The organism is Paeniglutamicibacter gangotriensis Lz1y (assembly GCF_000348945.1).
Classification (GTDB): Bacteria; Actinomycetota; Actinomycetes; order Actinomycetales; family Micrococcaceae; genus Paeniglutamicibacter; species Paeniglutamicibacter gangotriensis.
In genome coordinates, this window is record NZ_AOCK01000011.1 from 68296 (window position 1) to 84839 (window position 16544).

Sequence of the window (16544 nt, forward strand, 5' to 3'; positions counted from 1 at the left end):
CCGACGCATCAGCGTTGACGCAGGGCATCCAGCCTGGCAATGGTTGTGGCCCGCGACTTGGGCGAGTCCAGGGAAAAGGACCTGCAGTCCCCCAGATCCTCGGTGATCCATTGTTCGATCTGTGCAACGCGCACCAGCACGCCGTCGCTGGCGGGCTCAAACGTCCACCACGCAATCCTGGCGTTGTCCGGATCGTATTGCCACAACCCGATGATCCGGCCCCGGTCCACGATCGGATGGTCCGACAGGTCGGCGGCCAGCGCCGACCCGCTCATCCCCGCCACCGCTTCGGCGCCGGTTTCATCAAACAGATCGGCAGAGTTCCTCCGCAGCAGCACCAGCGAGTCTGAGCCCGAAAGCAGCTGGATATCTGCGGCCTTCGGTGCCTCGAACCCTGCCAGCTCGTCAACATCCCCCGGCAGCATCCACAGCACGTGGCCGGCAGCGGTGGGAACTTCCACGGCGCCGGTTGCCGCCAGCGCTTTCTTGGACTGGGCCACGGTGAAGGCGCTGAACCAGCGGATCTGGCCCAGCGTGGCTCCCCCGGTCCAGCACAGAAACCGCTCCAACATCCGGACCCTGACCGCCTCGTCGTCTTGGCCACTATCTTCCAGCTGCCAGGCGACGTAGGAGTAGCGTTGCTGGTCCAGCCGACCGTTCACCGGCACCCGTCGGATCCGCCCATCGGCCTGCAACAGCCCCAACGCGGCGGGCAACGTGGTGGATGCGCCTTTTTTCTTTCCTTCCTCGCCCAGACTGCGGACCTTGTCCCCCAGGACCTGCTTGATCCCGCGCGGGTCCAGGGCCTCGGTTTCGGTGCCGCGGACACCGAGCAGCACTCGCAGCACCTCAGCGGCGAGATCCTCAATTTCTCTCCGCTCCACCCCGAGGCGTTGCAGCACCTTCACGGAGGCCTCGGCCGAGGCATGTCCCAGCTGCAGCCCCCAGGCGTAGTCCGTGGCAGGCAAGACATACGTGCAACCCCGTGCGGCGGGTAGCTCGTGGATGTGCTGCGCGGCGAGTGCCGCATCGGCCTCGGGGCGGCGGATGCCGGCCCGGGCAAAAAGTGTCAGGTAGGCATTCGCGCCGCCGACCGACCGGGCCCAGCCCGCCCGGTCCAGAACCGTGGCCGGGTCGGCCCCCGCGAGTGTCCCTCCAAGGCCCTGACGGTGCCACGACCAGACCCGCAACAACTCCGGGGTCAACTGCTCTTGCGGGATCTGCGGCACGGCCGCCTTTGTCGTCATGGCTACATTCTGCCCCGAAGTACCCCACGTTTTTGTTGTGGGGCGTTTTCCCGGTATAGTATTCAGGTCTGGAGATGTGTCCGAGCGGCCGAAGGTGCAACACTCGAAATGTTGTGTACGGTAACCCCGTACCGTGGGTTCAAATCCCACCGTCTCCGCCAGCCATAAAGGCCCCAGCTTCCTGAGCATCATAGGGAAGCTGGGGTCTTTTGCTTTGCCAAAAACATCCGGCAGAAAACGGTTTTACCGGCCCGTAGTTCACCGCACCTACTGCCCTTGACCGGCACTCGGCTCACCTGGCGCGGGCAATGCTGTCCGAAGCGGTTTCTTCCGACCCTTGGGATGATGCGATCCTCAGGCCTTGCGTCCGTTGCCCAACCATTGCTCAAAGGTCGTCGGATCCCGCCGCACCGCGCCCGAGGGCAACAGCCCGCCGTTGAGCACCTTCATGCCGGGAACCGGCACACCGATCACTCGTGAGTGTGGCCCGCGGCTTCCGGTGGCAGCATTGTTTTTGGAGACCAGGCGTGCCAACTGGGCCATATCGCGGGGTTCGGGACCGGCAAGCTCAACACCCGCCGCCGCACTCTTCCCGGATTCGACGCTCGAAGCTACTAGACGTGCCACGGCATCTGCGGCCACGGGCTGGGTTTGCATGCGGGGAACCACCGAGATCGGCCCGAATTTCATCTGCTGCAGCAGGGTTTCGGCCAGTTCGAACCACTGGGTGGAGCGCACGATGGTGGTGGGGACCTTCGTGTTTTGGTATCGGGCTTCCTGCGCGGCCTTGCCCCGGTAGTACCCCATGCGTTTATTGATCTCGGGATTGCGGGCGTTGATGATCGAGACGCATACCAAGTGCCCCACCGCTTCCTGCTCGGCGGTGTTAATGATGTTCTTGGCCGTGGTGTCATAGAAATCAATGCATGTTGCCGCGCTGACGCTGACCAGGTTCAGACAATCCACCACCGCGTCGGCCCCGTGGAAAACCTCCGCCAGGCCGGACCCGGTGTAGGCATCAACCCCCGAGGTTCGGCTGGCGGCCACCACCTCGTGTCCGGTGCCCAGCAGCAGGCCAACAACCCGCCTGCCCATGTTTCCGCTACCGCCAAGAACGATGATCTTCATGTGATTCAGCTTACGCCTTGACCCCCAGGTCGGTCTGGGGCAACCAGGAAGCGCTTAGGTGCGCAGCCAGCGGCTCCAGCGCCCGTTCTTGACCAGCACGAAGTGGTGCAACACGATCACCACGGCTGCCCAGCAGCCACCGATGAGTAGGCCGCCGAACACATCGCTGAGCCAGTGATGACCCAGGTACAGCCTGCTTACGGCCACCCCGATGATAAATATGCCCAACGCACACATGGCCACGATGCGCGCCAGCCGGTGCTGCAGCACCCTCAGCGCCAGATAACCCACGACGCCGAGGATTGCCACGGAATTGAGCGTATGCCCGCTGGGGAATGAAAATGATGGTGGCACCGGCGGCAGTGCGTCATCCAGGGGTGGCCGCGCCCTGCCCAAGGAAGTTTTCAGCAGCAGCGTGAGCGCGACCGACCCGGCCGCCGTCACCGCGATGAGCACCCCGGAACCGGCACTCTTGGTCCGCCAAGAGAACAAGCCAATGAGGACCAAAGAAATCAGGCTCATCCCCAGGGTGTCCCCGGCGATGGTGAAGAACCAGGCGATGGCCGTTGCCGCGGCAGTGCGGTGGGCCTCGAACCATTCGAGTACGGGGATGTCCCAGGCATCGGGCACCCCACCGACCCGCACCGCTATCCACAGTCGACGGGCCACGGCGAAGAGCCCGAACAGGATGGCGAGGGAGAACACCAGGATCGATCTGGTGCGCTGGCTGTTCCTCCCGGAACGGCGTGGTGTGTGCATGCCTGAAAGCCTATCCTCGTGCCACCGGCCCGTCGGGGATGCGCGAAGATGGAACCATGACAATTCGCGTGCTGGCCGTCGGCAAGAAACATGAATCTTGGGTGAGCGAAGGTATCGAGCGCTACGAGAAGCGTATGAAGAAACCCTTCGACCTCAAGTGGCAGCTGCTGCCGCATTCGGCTCGCGAGGGGGATGCTGCCCGCACCGAGGAATCCGAGCGGATCCTGGCCAAGATCGACTCCCGGGACTTTCTGGTGCTGTTGGACGAACGCGGGAAGAACATCGATTCCCCAGCCCTGGCCGCGACGCTGCAGCGGCCCTTGGACACCTCACGGAACATCACCGTGGTGATCGGCGGCGCCTACGGAGTCGACGCCTCGGTGCATTCTCGCGCCGATTTCACCTGGAGCCTGTCCAAGCTGGTCTTCCCGCATCAGCTGGTGCGGTTGATTCTCACCGAGCAGCTCTACCGCGCCCAAGAAATCGCCGGCGGCGGGAAGTACCACCACGTCTGACCCCCGTGTCAGCCACCCCCCCAATTTCCGATACCTGCGAGATCATCAATGGGTGGTGAATAGATTCTGGCGTTACCTGCCGGCGGCCTGCGCGCTCTTGATGTTCGTGGTTGTCGCCGTGGTGGATCCCGCACTGGCCGGGGCGCCATGGTGGACGCTTAATGAGTCAGGACTCTGGATTGCGTTGGCGTTCCCCTTGGTTCCCTGGTTCATCTGCGCGGCCATAGCGTTGTGGGTTTCCCGGGGGACGCGGTCACGAACCGTCATCCTCCTGTTATCGCTGATGTCGTTGACTTCCGGAATCATTCCCGCTTTCATCTGGGCCTTGCTGCTCCATGATGTGTACCCGGAAGCCCGGAAGCTGGGAATATCCTTGGCGATACCCACGATCGCGGGCATGACCCTGCTGATGCTCCTGGTGGGGCTGGCCCTCAGGCGCGCGCCGCGCCACACGCGTTTCCCGCGACGCAGCACCCGGCTGACCTGTGGCATGTTGTGGCACCTTGCTCGCCGTCCACGTCATCGCTTCGATTCCCACGGAGCGGCCCGCCTTGCTGGCACCGTCTGTCGTCGGCGAATTGACGCCACGAACGTTTAGGCTGGGATCGATGGGTAAGAATCTTGATGCGGCACACGTCCTTGAACGGTTCACCCCCGCGACACGAGCCTGGTTCGAGGGGGCCTTTGCCGCGCCGACACCAGCCCAGATCGGTGCTTGGGACGCTATCTCCACCGGCCAACATGCCCTAGTCGTGGCCCCCACCGGATCCGGCAAGACGCTGTCGGCTTTCCTCTGGGCCCTGGATTCCTTTGCCCGTGCCGCCACCGAGATCTTGGACCCCGCGATCCCGGGCGTAGAGGCGCTTTTGTCACCCCAGATTTCTGCCGCCAAAGCCTCGAAAACAACATCCGGTGGCACCAAGGTGCTTTATATTTCGCCGTTGAAGGCCCTGGGCGTGGATGTGGAGCGCAATTTACGTGCCCCCTTGGTGGGTATCAAGGCCACCGCCGCTCACCTGGGACTCGCGGTTCCACAAGTGTCGGTCGGGGTCCGTTCCGGGGACACCCCGGCCAATGACCGCCGCAAGCTGGTGACCAACCCGCCGGACATCCTCATCACCACCCCCGAGTCGCTGTACCTGATGCTCACCTCCAAGGCCCGGGAATCCTTGGCCGGTGTGCACACCGTGATCATCGACGAGGTGCACGCGGTGGCAGGCTCCAAGCGCGGCGCCCACCTGGCGCTCTCCCTGGAACGCCTCGATAACCTGCTGGCCGCCCCCGCCCAACGCATCGGGCTCTCGGCCACCGTCGAGCCGCGCGACGAGGTCGCCCGTTTCCTGGGTGGGCGCGCCCCGGTGAGCATCATCGCCCCGCCCATCACCAAGACCTGGGACTTGAGCGTGCGGGTTCCGGTCGAGGACATGACCGATCTGCCCGCCGCCGCAGCGGCCCACGATCTGGAGCCCGGCTCCGGACTGGCCCCGCAGGCCAGCATCTGGCCGCACGTCGAGGAACAGATCGTTGATCTGATCGAGGCGAACCGCTCCACCATCGTCTTTGCCAACTCGCGCCGATTGGCTGAGCGGCTCACCGGCCGACTCAATGAAATCCACGAAACCCGACTCGGCGGAAACGAACCCGCAGCCGGATTCGCCCCGAATCCCCTCGGTTCCACCGGCGCCCCGGTACAGCCGGGCACCTCCATGCCCGCGGCCATGATGGCCCAGGCCGGGACCACCGCCACCAGCACCCCGGAAACCGCTTCAGGGGCCGTGCCACCGCTGGCCCGGGCACACCACGGCTCGGTGTCCAAGGACACCCGGGCCACCATTGAGGACGATCTGAAGACCGGGGTGCTGCGCGCCGTGGTGGCCACCAGCTCTCTGGAACTAGGCATCGACATGGGGCTGGTTGATTTGGTCATCCAGGTCGAATCCCCGCCCTCGGTGGCCTCCGGGCTGCAGCGCGTGGGCAGGGCCGGGCACCAGGTCGGCCAGACCTCCATCGGCGCATTCTTCCCCAAACATCGTGCCGATCTGCTGGCCACCGCCCTGACCGTCTCACGGATGCGCGAGGGGAAGATCGAAAAGCTACATATCCCGGCGAACCCACTGGATGTGCTGGCCCAGCAGACTCTGGCGGCCTGCGCGTTGGAAGAACTCGACCTCGAGGACTGGTTCGAGACCGTCCGCCGTGCCGCACCCTATGCCGCACTGCCACGCTCCGCGTTCACCGCCACCTTGGAGATGCTGGCGGGCAAGTACCCCTCGGACGAATTCGCGCAGCTGCGCCCACGCATCGTCTGGGACCGGGACTTAGGATCGCTGACCGGCCGTCCCGGCGCCCAACGACTGGCAGTGATCAGCGGCGGCACCATCCCGGACCGCGGACTCTTCGGCGTGTATCTGGCCGCCGGAGACGACGGCTCCGGATCCAAGGGCGGGCGCCGGGTTGGCGAGCTCGATGAGGAAATGGTCTACGAGTCCCGCGTCGGGGATGTCTTTGCCCTGGGTGCGACCAGCTGGAAGATCCAGGACATCACCCACGACCGAGTACTGGTCTCACCCGCCTTCGGCCAACCGGGCAAGCTGCCGTTCTGGAAGGGCGATTCCCAGGGCCGGCCCGTGGAACTCGGGGCCGCCCTGGGCGCCTTCACCACGCATCTGGCCAACGCCCCGGAACAACAGGCCCGCGACGAACTGGCCGCCATTGGCCTGGATTCCTTTGCCGCGGGCAACCTGCGCAACTACCTCGAGGCCCAATCGCAGGCCACTGCGGTGGTGCCCGGGGACAAGGTCCTTCTCATCGAGCGCTTCACCGACGAACTCGGAGACTGGCGAGTGATCCTGCATTCGCCCTTCGGGCTGCCGGTGCACGCCCCCTGGGCGTTGGCCGTGGGCGCGCGGCTGCACGAGCGCTACGGGCTGGACGGCTCGGCGATGGCCGCCGACGACGGGATCGTGCTGCGTGTCCCGGCCATGGACGATGAACCACCGGGGGCCGAACTCTTCGCCTTCGAGGCCGACGAGATCGAGGACCTCGTCACCGCACAGGTGGGCAACTCCGCACTTTTTGCCTCGCGTTTCCGCGAGTGCGCGGCCCGCGCCTTGCTGCTGCCGCGCACCAGCCCGGGCAAACGCACCCCCCTGTGGCAGCAGCGCCAACGCAGCGCCCAATTACTGGACGTGGCACGCAAATACCCGGATTTTCCGATCATCTTAGAAACCGTCCGCGAGTGCCTCAACGACGTCTACGACCTGCCCTCACTTAAGTCACTGCTGCACGATATCTCCGCCCGTTCCATCGCGCTGCGCGAGGTCCAAACCCCCGTCCCGTCCCCCTTCGCCCAGTCGCTGCTCTTTGGCTACGTCGCCCAGTTCCTCTACGAGGGCGACTCCCCGCTGGCCGAACGCCGGGCCGCGGCACTGTCCCTGGACCCGGGGTTGCTCGGCGAGCTGCTGGGCCGCACCGAATTGCGCGAATTGCTCGACGCCGAGGTCATCGCGCGCACCCAGGACCAGTTGCAGCGCACCGCACCGGACCGCAAGCTCACCGGGATCGAGGGCACCGCCGATTTGCTGCGGATGCTCGGCCCGTTGGATGAGAACCAGGTCGCAGCCAGGCTGCACCCCGAAACCGAAGACGTAACCGCGGCCGAGGCCCTCGAGTCCGCGGCCGGGCACCTGGCCTCGCTGGTGCGCGCCAACCGGGCCCTGGAGGTGCGTCTGGGCGGGCGGAAAGTGTTCGCGGCCATCGAGGACGCCCCACGGCTGCGCGACGGGCTCGGGGTCCCGCTGCCGCACGGGGTCCCGCTGGCCTTCATCGACCCTGTCGCAGACCCGGTGGGCGATTTAGTCTCCCGCTTTGCCCGCACCCATGGTCCCTTCACCGCCGGCGATGTCGCCGCCGCACTAGGCCTGGGGGTCGCGGTGGTCATGTCCGTGCTGGAGCGCCTCGTGGCAGATACCCGGGTCATGGTCGGGGCCTTCCGTCCCGCCGAAATGCTCACCGAGGCGCAGCTCACCGCCGCCAACACCACCGAGTATTGCGATGCCACGGTGCTGCGGATGATCCGCACCCGATCGCTGGCCGCGCTGCGGGCCGAAGTCGAACCGGTGGACCAGAACACCTTCGGTCGATTCCTGCCCGCCTGGCAAGGCATCGGTGCGGGGTTGCACGGCATCGACGGGGTGCTGGCCGTGGTCGAACAACTGGCCGGGGTGCCGGTTCCCGCCTCCGCACTGGAATCCCATGTGCTTCCCGCCCGAGTGCGTGACTACGCGCCGTGGATGCTCGACGAGTTGATGAGCGCCGGAGAGGTGCTGGTTTCCGGGGCCGGGGCGTTGGCCGGAACCGACGGATGGATCGCGGTGCACACCGCGGAGAACGCCGCGTTGAGCCTGCCGATGCCCGATACCACCGCGTTGGGCGATCTGGCGGGCAGACTGCACCAGAGGCTCGGCTTCTCCGGGGCCTACTTCGTCCCGCAGCTCTCGGGATTCCTGGGGACAGACGGGGCAGCAGAACCCACCGATGCCGCGGTGCTCGAGGCCCTGTGGGAACTGTTCTGGGCATCCGCCGTGGCTCCGGATACCTTGGCGCCGTTGCGCCAGCTGCTGGCCGGCGGCCAGGGCGCACACCGGATACAGTCGCGCACGCCGAGGGCACGGACCGCCACACTGGGACGCATGGCCGCGCTGCGTGCCGGCGGCTCTCCCGTGCTCTCCGGGCGCAGGGCCGCCCCCGAGACGGCATCCGGGCGTTGGGCGGCCCTGCCGGCGCCGTTGGCCGACCCGACCATCCGCGCGCACGCCGCCGCGGAGTTCCTGCTTGAACGCTACGGGGTGCTGACACGGGGGTCGGTCGCCGCCGAGTCAGTTCCCGGCGGCTTCGGCCAGCTCTATCGGGTGCTCGGGCGCCTCGAGGAGGCCGGGCACACCAGACGGGGCTACTTCGTGGAAAAATTAGGTGCCGCCCAGTTCTCCACCTCCACGACCATCGACAGGCTGCGCACGCTGGTGCGCGAACCGGGGAACGGACAGCCACCGGTGGCACTGGGGTTGGCAGCCACTGACCCTGCCAATCCCTACGGTGCGGCACTTAGCTGGCCGGATCCGCCCGGTGGCCACCGTCCGGGACGCAAGGCCGGGGCCCTAGTGGTGCTGCTGGATGGTGCCCTTGCGCTGTATGTGGAGCGCGGCGGTAAGACCGTGCTGAGCTTTGGCATCGCGGTCCAAGTACCCAGCCCCGAAGGCCCGGAAATTTCATTGCTTGACGCCCTCGCGGTGGAACTTGTCGCGGTGCTGCGCCGCGCGGGTACCGCGAAGCTCGCCATCGAGAAAATCAACGGGGAGCCAGTCAACGACACCTTGCTCGGCGCCGCACTTCATCGCGCCGGGTTTTATTCAACTCCTAGTGGCTTACGGTTTAGAGGACGGTAACCTTCGTCGTTGTCGCCCACGATCCACGCACACCGGCTAGGCTAGGTGATCAGGGTCACCTGAAAACTTGAGGGCAGGTGAACCCACTCTAGGAAGATTGGTGGTTTTGGCGATGCCCGAAGGGGACACAGTTTTTCGCACGGCCCGGCGGCTGGAGGCGGCACTGGGTGGCAAGGCCTTGAGCATGAGTGATTTCCGCGTTCCGGCCCACGCAACATTGTCGTTGGTTGATTGGATGGTCGAGTCCGTCGTCTCACGCGGCAAACACCTGATGATCCGCACCCGGCCCCCGGCCAAGGTATCCGCCCCACCGTTAAGCATCCACTCGCATCTGCTGATGGAGGGCCACTGGGACGTGTACGCCACCGGCGAGCGCTGGCGATCTCCGGCGTTCAAGGCCCGCGCCGTGCTGGGCAACCCTGCTTTCACCGCGGTGGGCTTCGAGCTCGGGTTTCTTCACGTGCTGCGCACCACCGACGAGGTCGAGGTCATCGGGCATCTGGGACCCGACCCGCTGGGCCATTCCTGGGATCCCGCCGAGGCCGTGCGCCGACTGCTATTTGCCCCGCAACGGCCCATCGGCCTGGCATTGCTTGACCAGCGACTGATCTGCGGGCTGGGCAACATCTATCGTTCGGAGCTGCTCTTTGTTGCCCGGGTGCACCCACGTACGCCGGTCGGCGAGGTCGAGGATCTGGCTCACCTGGTGGATCTGGCGCACCGGCTACTCAACGCCAACAAGGACCGGGCCCGCCGGGTGACCACCGGCGCCGATGGAATGAACCGGTACTGGGTCTATGGCCGTGAAGGGCAGGCGTGCCTGCGCTGTGGCGGCAACCTAAAAATGGAGTCGCTGGCCGAATCCACGCGCGGCGCAGAACGCAATGTGTACTTCTGCGGCTCCTGCCAGGCCGCCCAGGTGCCCAGCACCGAAGGTGTGCACTAACAGATTCCGGCCAGCGGCACCATGGGCACCCGTGAAAGACTGGTGCCCATGGCCATGATCTCTCCGCTTCCCGTGCGCAACGGCGTCAATGCAACCCGTCTGCGGGTGCCCGCCGAGGGCCCCTGGGCAACGGTGTGCGCCTACATGCTGCACCGCTTCGGACACGTCGACGCGGCGGGCATCATCCGTCGCTTCCAAAACGGTGAGATTGTCGGGCTGAACGGGACGACGTTGGATGAACACACCACGCTGGGATGCCACGAGTTCATTTGGTATTACCGGAGCCTTCCGGTTGAGGAACCGATCCCTTTCACCGAAACGATCTTGTTCCAGGATGAGAACCTGCTGGTCATCGACAAGCCGCATTTCCTGCCCACCACCCCCGGCGGGAGGTTCATCCAGGAATCGGCTCTGGTGCGGTTGCGCAACCGCACGGGGAACCCCGAGCTGATCCCCATGCACCGCCTGGACCGGGCCACTGCCGGAATCTTGCTTTTCTCCACCAACCCGGCCACCCGAGGCGCCTACCAGACGCTCTTTGAACGCCGGGAGATCTCCAAGACCTATGAGGCAGTTTCCGCCCTTGAGCCCGTGGCCGGCCGACCGGCCGGCGAAGTGTTGGGCTCAGGTGGCCTGGGCGGAAGCGCCGAGGACCGCAGTGGCAATGCCGTGGATGGCCTGCCCGGACCGGGGAACCATCTGCTCACCCCAGACGAGCTGCGGGCCCGGGTCGAGTCTCTGGCGCACGAGCCTTTGGTCTACCGGAACCGGATGAGCAAGATCAAGGGGCAGCTGCGCTCGCTGCTCGAGGAGGGCGAACCAAACGCCGAATCCCGCATCGAGCTGCTGGGCACCGGCATCTCGTCCGGATACTTTGCCGGCCTGAACGTCGCACGGTTCAAGCTCAGTCCGCATTCGGGCAAAACCCACCAGCTGCGTGTGCATCTGGCCGCACTGGGACTGGGGATCCTGGGCGACCCGTTCTACCCCACGCTGCTGGATCTGGCCCCCGATGATTATGCCCGTCCCCTGCAGCTGCTCGCCCGCAGCATTTCCTTCATCGACCCGCTCTCCGGGACACCGGCCAGTTACACCTCAGAGCTGGAATTGGCTGAATCTCCCGCCTAAACATCGCCGCAGGCACGACCCCCTACACTCGGGGCTCTCCACACTGCCATGGCCAAGCTCACCAGCGGGGCCGCGGTCCGAGGTGTGTGGGACAACAACCCGGCTACGGATGTTCGGTACGCTGGAAACCATCCAATGAGGCGGCGCACCAAGGTCAGCGTGGCGATGAAGGGGCTGAAAATGAGCAATTCCGACACCAGAACCTCCGCCGCGTCAAAAGCAGCGCCACAACCCGACGGCGAACCCGGATCCGAGAAAAAAGACTCGGCACCCACCCCCTCCGCAAGCGAAGCCACCACGGCCACAGACTCAGGCCCCACCGACTTCATCGGCCCCGCGGAAAAACCAGCCCCCACGGTGAACTCACCAGTAGCAAAGGACTCCCCGCCCTCCCTTGCAGGGAATCCCCAGGCACTGGATACGAAGAGCGTTTCGGGCGGTTTTTCCGGGATCAACAACTGGCTCGATTCCATGCCCGACCCTGATTTGGAACGCTTGGGAGACAAGATCTTTGCCGCGCCGGCCACCATAAAGGCCAAATGGCACCAACGGCGGATCGAGCGGGCCAAAGCCGCCGAGCTCAAGGAACAGGAGCGCCTCGTAGAGGTCGCCCGCGCCGAAGCCCAGGCAGAGGCCGAAAAGCGCGCAGCTACCCGTCTGGCCCACCAGGCCGCACTCGATGCCGCGGCCCGCGACGCCGCAGAGGCACAGCGCGCAGCTCAGGCGCGAGCCGAAGCCGAAGCTCGCGATGCCGCAGAGACACAGCGCGAAGCTCAGGCACAGGCGCAGGCACAGACCGAAGCCCGCGAGCTAGCGGAGGCACAACGTGCAGCTCAGTCGCGAGCCGAGACCGAGGCCCGCTTCGTGGCCGCAGAAACCGCTCGACTCAAGGCCCCCGCGCAACAGACCAAGGCCAACACCCGCCCGAATGCCGATCCGGCCACCGCCGCGCAGGCTGCCAACACCACCCCGAGCCGGACCGCACCGGCACCACGCAAAACCACCGGCCCCGAAGATCTGGCCCGCCTTGTCGCCAGCGCCAAGGCGGCCATCGACCACCAACAGTCCGCTGTCGAGCCGGTGTACGTGGCCCCCTATGAACTCCCTGATTTTTCTCCGAACCCGGTGGAGCAGCCATCGGACCTGCGACGGCGGATCCTTGGATCCCTTGCAGCAGTGGCTGGCGCCGCGGTGTCGCTGGCCATCTTGGACACCTTGGTCTCCGGCAGTGTCGAGTCGCTCGGTTCCAACTATTCGATGATGTCTCTGACCCCCACGGCGCACCTGATCTGGCCGGTGATCTTCATCTGGGCGCTGCTCGGTGCCGCGTTCTCATGGGTCCCTGGGCAGCGTTCGGCCGTTCGCCAGCGAGCGGTAGGCATTCCCTTCGCACTGTCCTGCGCAGCAGCAATCCTGTGGATGGTCGCGGCACTGAACTCGTGGTTGCTGCTGGCTCTCTTCGCTTCGGCGGCAAGTTGCTGGTTCCTATACACCGCGATGCGCACCCTGAACAGGCATACCGCCCGCACCACGCTTGAGCGCATGCTCACCGACGCGCCGATCAGTCTGATGACAGGTTTCAGCCTGGTGGTGCTGGCCTCCACGTTCACCAACCTGTTGACGTCCTGGGGCGCCGGAGGCGCGGGCATCTGGGTTGCGACGGTTCTGGTGCCGGTCGTGGCTTATGCATCCACGGCGCTGGCCATGACCGAACGCGGACGCATCATCCTGGCAATCGGCGTCGGTTGGGGCATGTTCTGGCTGCTGATCCCGCGAGTGCTGGGCACCAATAACTCGATCTGGATTGCCATCCTGGCGGGCATGGCCGGTTTCGTAGTCCTACTGGCCACCGAAAATCGCCGCTACCAGATTCACCATGCCGAACACCGGGCCGCCCGCGGAAAGTCAACCGACTTCGCCTGACCTGGCCGGAGGGCGACGGTCTTCTAGCGGCGCAGCACGATCCAACGTCCCTTGGTGCGGCGCAGCACCACCAGCTTTTCGCTCAAGGCCACGCTCTCCACCGCGGCGCGCATCAGCGCGGCCGATGACAAGGCCTGAATATCGGGGTTACCGTCGTCTTCCACGGTGTATCGCACCGTGATCCGCGGAGTCCCCGCCACAATATCGAGCTGATTGGCATCCACGTGGTGCCCGGTCGCCAACGCTGCCACCGCGGATTCCATGACCGACTCGGGGGCGTTCCCGGGCCGAAGTCCCATGATGTTCAATTGCGCGCGATAGGAAGGCATACGCACAAGCCTAGTGTGCCCTTGGCGCCAGCCCCACAGCTTCGAGGCCGGGCAAAGAGTGGAAGACTAGTCTCATGAGTGCAGCAACGGAATTCACGCAATGGCGCCGAATGCGCGACGAAGGACTGGCCACCGAGTTCGGATGGCTTTCGCTGAGCAGCTATCAGTGGCTGCCCGCGGATCCCGGGGCGCTCGAGCTGCTTCCGGGGCAATGGAGCGCTGACGCCGACGGAGCCCGGGCCACCTTCGAGGCCTCCGACGGGGTGGAGACCACGGACGGCGAGCCGATTTCCGGCACCCTGTCCCGGTCCTTGCTAGAGGGCGAATCGATGCATTTCGTCCGTCACGGCGACACCCTGGTCGAGCTGGGGGTTCGCGATGGCCGATACATGATTCGCACTCGGGAGCGCAATCACCCGAGGGTCAAGGCCTTCACCGGCGTACCGGTCTTCGACTACGATCCCGAATTTATCGTCCCCGGAAAATTCATCGCCTTCGATACCCCGAAGGAAGTACCGATCGATACCTTCCGGGCCGACACCACGCTGCGAGCAGAGCTGGTCGGTGAGGTCGAGTTCGAGCTGGCCGGACACCGGGCGGTGCTTGCCGCCACCCAAAGCCCCGATGGTTCGCTCACCCTGAACTTCCGGGATGCTACCAACGGGGTGCAGACTGCACCGTGGCGTTTTGTCACCGTCAAGGCGCCCGGGCCCGATGGGTCCGTGACCATTGATTTCAACCGCACACTGAACTATCCCATGGCGTTCTCACCCCATGCGGTGTGCCCCGCCCCGGTGCCCGGCAATCATCTGGAGACCGCGGTGCGGGCCGGGGAACTGCTGCCTCACTAAACGCGGCGGGCCGTCTACTTTGGTCCCATGCGGATGGCGCCATCCAGGCGGATGGTTTCCCCGTTGAGCATCTGGTTGGCCAGGATGTGTTCGACCAGGGCCGCGTATTCGGCGGGTTTGCCCAGACGTGCAGGGTGCGGAACCTGGGCTCCCAGGGAGGCCTGAGCCTCGGCGGAGAGCGAAGCCATCATCGGCGTCTCAAAAATCCCCGGCGCAATGGTCATGACTCGGATGTAGTGTCGGGCCAATTCACGGGCCAACGGCAGCGTCATCGCGGCCACAGCACCCTTGGAAGCGGCGTAAGCAGGCTGCCCGATTTGCCCGTCGAAGGCTGCGACGGAGGCGGTGTTGATGATGACACCGCGTTCGGCGGTGCCGGTGACGGGGTCGATCAGTGGGTCAGTGGCTGCCATGGCCTCGGCCACCAGACGCACCACGTTGAAGGTGCCGGTGAGGTTGATGGAAATGACCTTTTCAAAGGAGGAAAGCGCCAACACGCCCTCACGACCCAGGACCTTGCCCGGGGTGGCAACGCCCGCACAATTGACGGCGATGCGCAGGTTTCCCAGTTCTCCGGCCACGGCAATGGCCGCCTTGACCTGATCTTCGTTGGTGACGTCGGCGGCTACGAAGCGTGCCCGTGCTCCCAGCTCCTTGGCTGCTTCTTCGCCTTTCGACGAGGGTAGGTCAACCAGCACCACGTGGGCGCCCGCTTCGTAGAGCACCCGCGCGGTGGCGGCCCCGAGCCCGGAGGCTCCCCCGGTGACCAGTGCGACTGAGTCGGTGATGAGCATGGCGCGTTTCCCTTCCTTGGTGCTTCTCCGGGCCGCAATTTGGGTTAGCGGCCATTAACTCATCCCAGCCTAGACCGGGATCCGGCAAGACAGAAGGGTTTACCGCGCTCTTCACCGGCGCAAGCCGGCCGTAGACTGCTTTCATGGGGCCATTCATCTTGTTTTCCACACGCGAGCACGACGGCGCCGCAGCCGACGAGGTCCGCGGTGTCCTTGCTGCCAGCGGGCTCTCCGGCGATCGACTGCGGGTCATCAGGCTCGAGCAGGGGCCACTGGGCCCGATCGAGGACCTAGGACTGGAAGACTGCCCGGGCATCATCTTGGGTGGGAGCCCCTTCAATGCCTCGGATCACCCGTCCGGAAAATCCGCTGTACAGCAGCGCTGCGAGGCGGATCTGTCCGGGCTGCTCGATGTGCTGGTGGCGCTGGACTTCCCGTTCCTCGGCGCTTGCTACGGAGTGGGCACCTTGGGACTCCACCAGGGCGGAACGATCGATACGCGATTCGGGGAGCCCGTGGGCACCTCCAGGATCCGCCTCACCGACCAGGGACTCGCCGATCCGCTGCTGGCCGGGCTACCGGAGGAATTCGATGCTTTTGTAGGCCACAAGGAGGCGGTCTCGGTGCTGCCGGACTCGGCGGTTTTGTTGGCCGGTTCGGCACCCTGCCCGGTGCAGATGTTCAGGATCAAGAACAATCTCTATGCCACGCAATTCCATCCTGAGCTCGATCCGCAGGGATTGGCCCAGCGCATCCTGATCTACCGTGATGCCGGTTATTTTCCGCCACGGGAAGCCGAACGCCTGAGCGAGCGAGCGCTGGCTTCCCACGTGGAGTGGCCAGCACTGGTCTTGCGCAACTTTGTGCAGCGCTACGGGACTGGAAGCTAAAAGATCCCCGCCCCGGCATCGAGTCGGGCCACATACTCGGCGATCTTCTTGCGCCGGGTCTCGGCCCCCTTGACTGCGTGCAGCCGGTAGTAGATGGCGTAGCGCTCAGTGGCACCGAGCGTTCCAAGTTTTTCCTGCGCCAGCGGGTGCCCGGCGAGCGCGTCAAGGAAGTCCTGTGGTAGTTCCGCGGCGGCCTGCCCCGCATAGGCCGCATCCCAGCGGCCATCGGTTTTTGCTGCCCGGACGGCCGCATCCCCCGCCGGGTCCATGAGTCCCGACCCGGCGAGCCGCTCGACATTGGCCACGTTCTTGGCCGACCATTTACTGCGGGCGGTGCGCGGCGTGAAACGGACGCAGTAAGTGTGGTCGTCGCGCCGACCAACCTGTCCATCGATCCAGCCAAAGCACAGCGCCTCGTCAACCGCCTGCGCATAAGTGAGCTCGGTGGTGATCCCGCCCTTCTTGTGCAACACCAGACGCACCCCGCGATGATCGATGTGGTGTTCGGCGAGCCACTGGCGCCACGCCGCGGCGTCGGGGAGCAGTAGCTCGTCCAAGAGAATTGCCATGGCATCAATCCCATCACGGCC

General features: G+C 65.4%; 14 protein-coding genes and 1 tRNA gene. 8 read left to right on the plus strand and 7 right to left on the minus strand.

Going from position 1 to position 16544, the window contains the following annotated elements; translation table 11 throughout:
* Positions 1 to 8: 8 nt before the first annotated feature.
* A complete protein-coding gene (locus ADIAG_RS16445) occupies positions 9 to 1247 on the minus strand; it encodes a DNA glycosylase AlkZ-like family protein (protein ID WP_007272554.1) in 1239 nt (412 codons plus the stop codon).
* A 70-nt stretch (positions 1248 to 1317) separates the two neighbouring features.
* On the opposite strand from ADIAG_RS16445, the gene ADIAG_RS16450 reads away from it, so the two are divergent.
* Positions 1318 to 1408, plus strand: a tRNA-Ser gene (locus tag ADIAG_RS16450).
* 193 nt (positions 1409 to 1601) lie between these two features.
* On the opposite strand, the gene ADIAG_RS16455 is transcribed toward ADIAG_RS16450, so the two are convergent.
* Complete coding sequence (locus ADIAG_RS16455) at positions 1602 to 2375, minus strand: SDR family oxidoreductase (RefSeq protein WP_007272555.1); 774 nt, start codon at positions 2373 to 2375, stop codon at positions 1602 to 1604.
* Positions 2376 to 2429: 54 nt separating this feature from the next.
* Positions 2430 to 3134 (minus strand): phosphatase PAP2 family protein, encoded by a 705-nt coding sequence (locus tag ADIAG_RS16460; protein ID WP_007272556.1) that lies wholly within the window; start codon positions 3132 to 3134, stop codon positions 2430 to 2432.
* A 56-nt stretch (positions 3135 to 3190) separates the two neighbouring features.
* On the opposite strand from ADIAG_RS16460, the gene ADIAG_RS16465 reads away from it, so the two are divergent.
* Positions 3191 to 3649 (plus strand): 23S rRNA (pseudouridine(1915)-N(3))-methyltransferase RlmH, encoded by a 459-nt coding sequence (locus ADIAG_RS16465; protein ID WP_188109157.1) that lies wholly within the window; start codon positions 3191 to 3193, stop codon positions 3647 to 3649.
* Positions 3650 to 3721: 72 nt separating this feature from the next.
* On the opposite strand, the gene ADIAG_RS16470 is transcribed toward ADIAG_RS16465, so the two are convergent.
* Positions 3722 to 4141 carry a hypothetical protein gene (locus ADIAG_RS16470; RefSeq protein WP_007272558.1) on the minus strand — a complete coding sequence of 140 codons (420 nt, stop codon included), beginning with the start codon at positions 4139 to 4141 and terminating at the stop codon, positions 3722 to 3724.
* A 116-nt stretch (positions 4142 to 4257) separates the two neighbouring features.
* Between ADIAG_RS16470 and ADIAG_RS16475 the strand changes: the two genes are divergently transcribed.
* The 4 genes from ADIAG_RS16475 (at position 4258) to ADIAG_RS16490 (ending at position 13090) form a co-directional block, all read left to right on the plus strand.
* Complete coding sequence (locus ADIAG_RS16475) at positions 4258 to 9093, plus strand: ATP-dependent helicase (RefSeq protein WP_007272559.1); 4836 nt, start codon at positions 4258 to 4260, stop codon at positions 9091 to 9093.
* 184 nt (positions 9094 to 9277) lie between these two features.
* Positions 9278 to 10039, plus strand: a complete 762-nt coding sequence (locus ADIAG_RS16480; RefSeq protein ID WP_321162835.1) for an Fpg/Nei family DNA glycosylase — start codon at positions 9278 to 9280, stop codon at positions 10037 to 10039.
* A 54-nt stretch (positions 10040 to 10093) separates the two neighbouring features.
* Complete coding sequence (locus ADIAG_RS16485; RefSeq protein ID WP_188109170.1) at positions 10094 to 11167, plus strand: pseudouridine synthase; 1074 nt, start codon at positions 10094 to 10096, stop codon at positions 11165 to 11167.
* Positions 11168 to 11347: 180 nt separating this feature from the next.
* On the plus strand, positions 11348 to 13090 hold the full coding sequence (locus ADIAG_RS16490) for a hypothetical protein (protein WP_152426196.1): 1743 nt from the start codon (positions 11348 to 11350) through the stop codon (positions 13088 to 13090).
* A gap of 23 nt (positions 13091 to 13113) precedes the next feature.
* Here ADIAG_RS16490 and ADIAG_RS16495 read toward each other — a convergent pair whose 3' ends face one another.
* Positions 13114 to 13419, minus strand: coding sequence for a hypothetical protein (locus tag ADIAG_RS16495; protein ID WP_007272563.1), 306 nt, complete (start codon positions 13417 to 13419; stop codon positions 13114 to 13116).
* A 74-nt stretch (positions 13420 to 13493) separates the two neighbouring features.
* Here ADIAG_RS16495 and ADIAG_RS16500 point away from each other — a divergent pair, with 74 nt between their 5' ends.
* Positions 13494 to 14270 carry a DUF1684 domain-containing protein gene (locus ADIAG_RS16500; protein WP_007272564.1) on the plus strand — a complete coding sequence of 259 codons (777 nt, stop codon included), beginning with the start codon at positions 13494 to 13496 and terminating at the stop codon, positions 14268 to 14270.
* A 14-nt stretch (positions 14271 to 14284) separates the two neighbouring features.
* Here the strand turns inward: ADIAG_RS16500 and ADIAG_RS16505 are convergent, their stop codons facing one another.
* Positions 14285 to 15064, minus strand: coding sequence for an SDR family NAD(P)-dependent oxidoreductase (locus ADIAG_RS16505; RefSeq protein ID WP_007272565.1), 780 nt, complete (start codon positions 15062 to 15064; stop codon positions 14285 to 14287).
* Between the two features lie 143 nt (positions 15065 to 15207).
* On the opposite strand from ADIAG_RS16505, the gene ADIAG_RS16510 reads away from it, so the two are divergent.
* Entirely contained in the window at positions 15208 to 15954 is a 747-nt protein-coding gene (locus ADIAG_RS16510) for a glutamine amidotransferase (protein ID WP_007272566.1), read from the plus strand.
* Here the strand turns inward: ADIAG_RS16510 and ADIAG_RS16515 are convergent.
* A complete protein-coding gene (locus tag ADIAG_RS16515) occupies positions 15951 to 16523 on the minus strand; it encodes a YdeI/OmpD-associated family protein (protein WP_007272567.1) in 573 nt (190 codons plus the stop codon). The genes ADIAG_RS16510 and ADIAG_RS16515 overlap by 4 nt on opposite strands.
* Positions 16524 to 16544: the final 21 nt, after the last annotated feature.

Excerpts from the sequence above, each read along its gene's own strand:
- ADIAG_RS16510 (WP_007272566.1), top strand. The coding sequence starts at position 15,208 with ATGGGGCCATTCATCTTGTTTTCCACACGCGAGCACGACGGCGCCGCA.
- ADIAG_RS16500 (WP_007272564.1), top strand. The coding sequence starts at position 13,494 with ATGAGTGCAGCAACGGAATTCACGCAATGGCGCCGAATGCGCGACGAA.
- ADIAG_RS16455 (WP_007272555.1), bottom strand. The coding sequence starts at position 2,375 with ATGAAGATCATCGTTCTTGGCGGTAGCGGAAACATGGGCAGGCGGGTT.
- ADIAG_RS16460 (WP_007272556.1), bottom strand. The coding sequence starts at position 3,134 with ATGCACACACCACGCCGTTCCGGGAGGAACAGCCAGCGCACCAGATCG.
- ADIAG_RS16480 (WP_321162835.1), top strand. The coding sequence starts at position 9,278 with ATGAGTGATTTCCGCGTTCCGGCCCACGCAACATTGTCGTTGGTTGAT.
- ADIAG_RS16505 (WP_007272565.1), bottom strand. The coding sequence starts at position 15,064 with ATGCTCATCACCGACTCAGTCGCACTGGTCACCGGGGGAGCCTCCGGG.
- ADIAG_RS16475 (WP_007272559.1), top strand. The coding sequence starts at position 4,258 with ATGGGTAAGAATCTTGATGCGGCACACGTCCTTGAACGGTTCACCCCC.
- ADIAG_RS16445 (WP_007272554.1), bottom strand. The coding sequence starts at position 1,247 with ATGACGACAAAGGCGGCCGTGCCGCAGATCCCGCAAGAGCAGTTGACC.
- ADIAG_RS16495 (WP_007272563.1), bottom strand. The coding sequence starts at position 13,419 with ATGCCTTCCTATCGCGCGCAATTGAACATCATGGGACTTCGGCCCGGG.
- ADIAG_RS16515 (WP_007272567.1), bottom strand. The coding sequence starts at position 16,523 with ATGGCAATTCTCTTGGACGAGCTACTGCTCCCCGACGCCGCGGCGTGG.
- ADIAG_RS16490 (WP_152426196.1), top strand. The coding sequence starts at position 11,348 with ATGAGCAATTCCGACACCAGAACCTCCGCCGCGTCAAAAGCAGCGCCA.
- ADIAG_RS16470 (WP_007272558.1), bottom strand. The coding sequence starts at position 4,141 with ATGCCACAGGTCAGCCGGGTGCTGCGTCGCGGGAAACGCGTGTGGCGC.
- ADIAG_RS16465 (WP_188109157.1), top strand. The coding sequence starts at position 3,191 with ATGACAATTCGCGTGCTGGCCGTCGGCAAGAAACATGAATCTTGGGTG.
- ADIAG_RS16485 (WP_188109170.1), top strand. The coding sequence starts at position 10,094 with ATGATCTCTCCGCTTCCCGTGCGCAACGGCGTCAATGCAACCCGTCTG.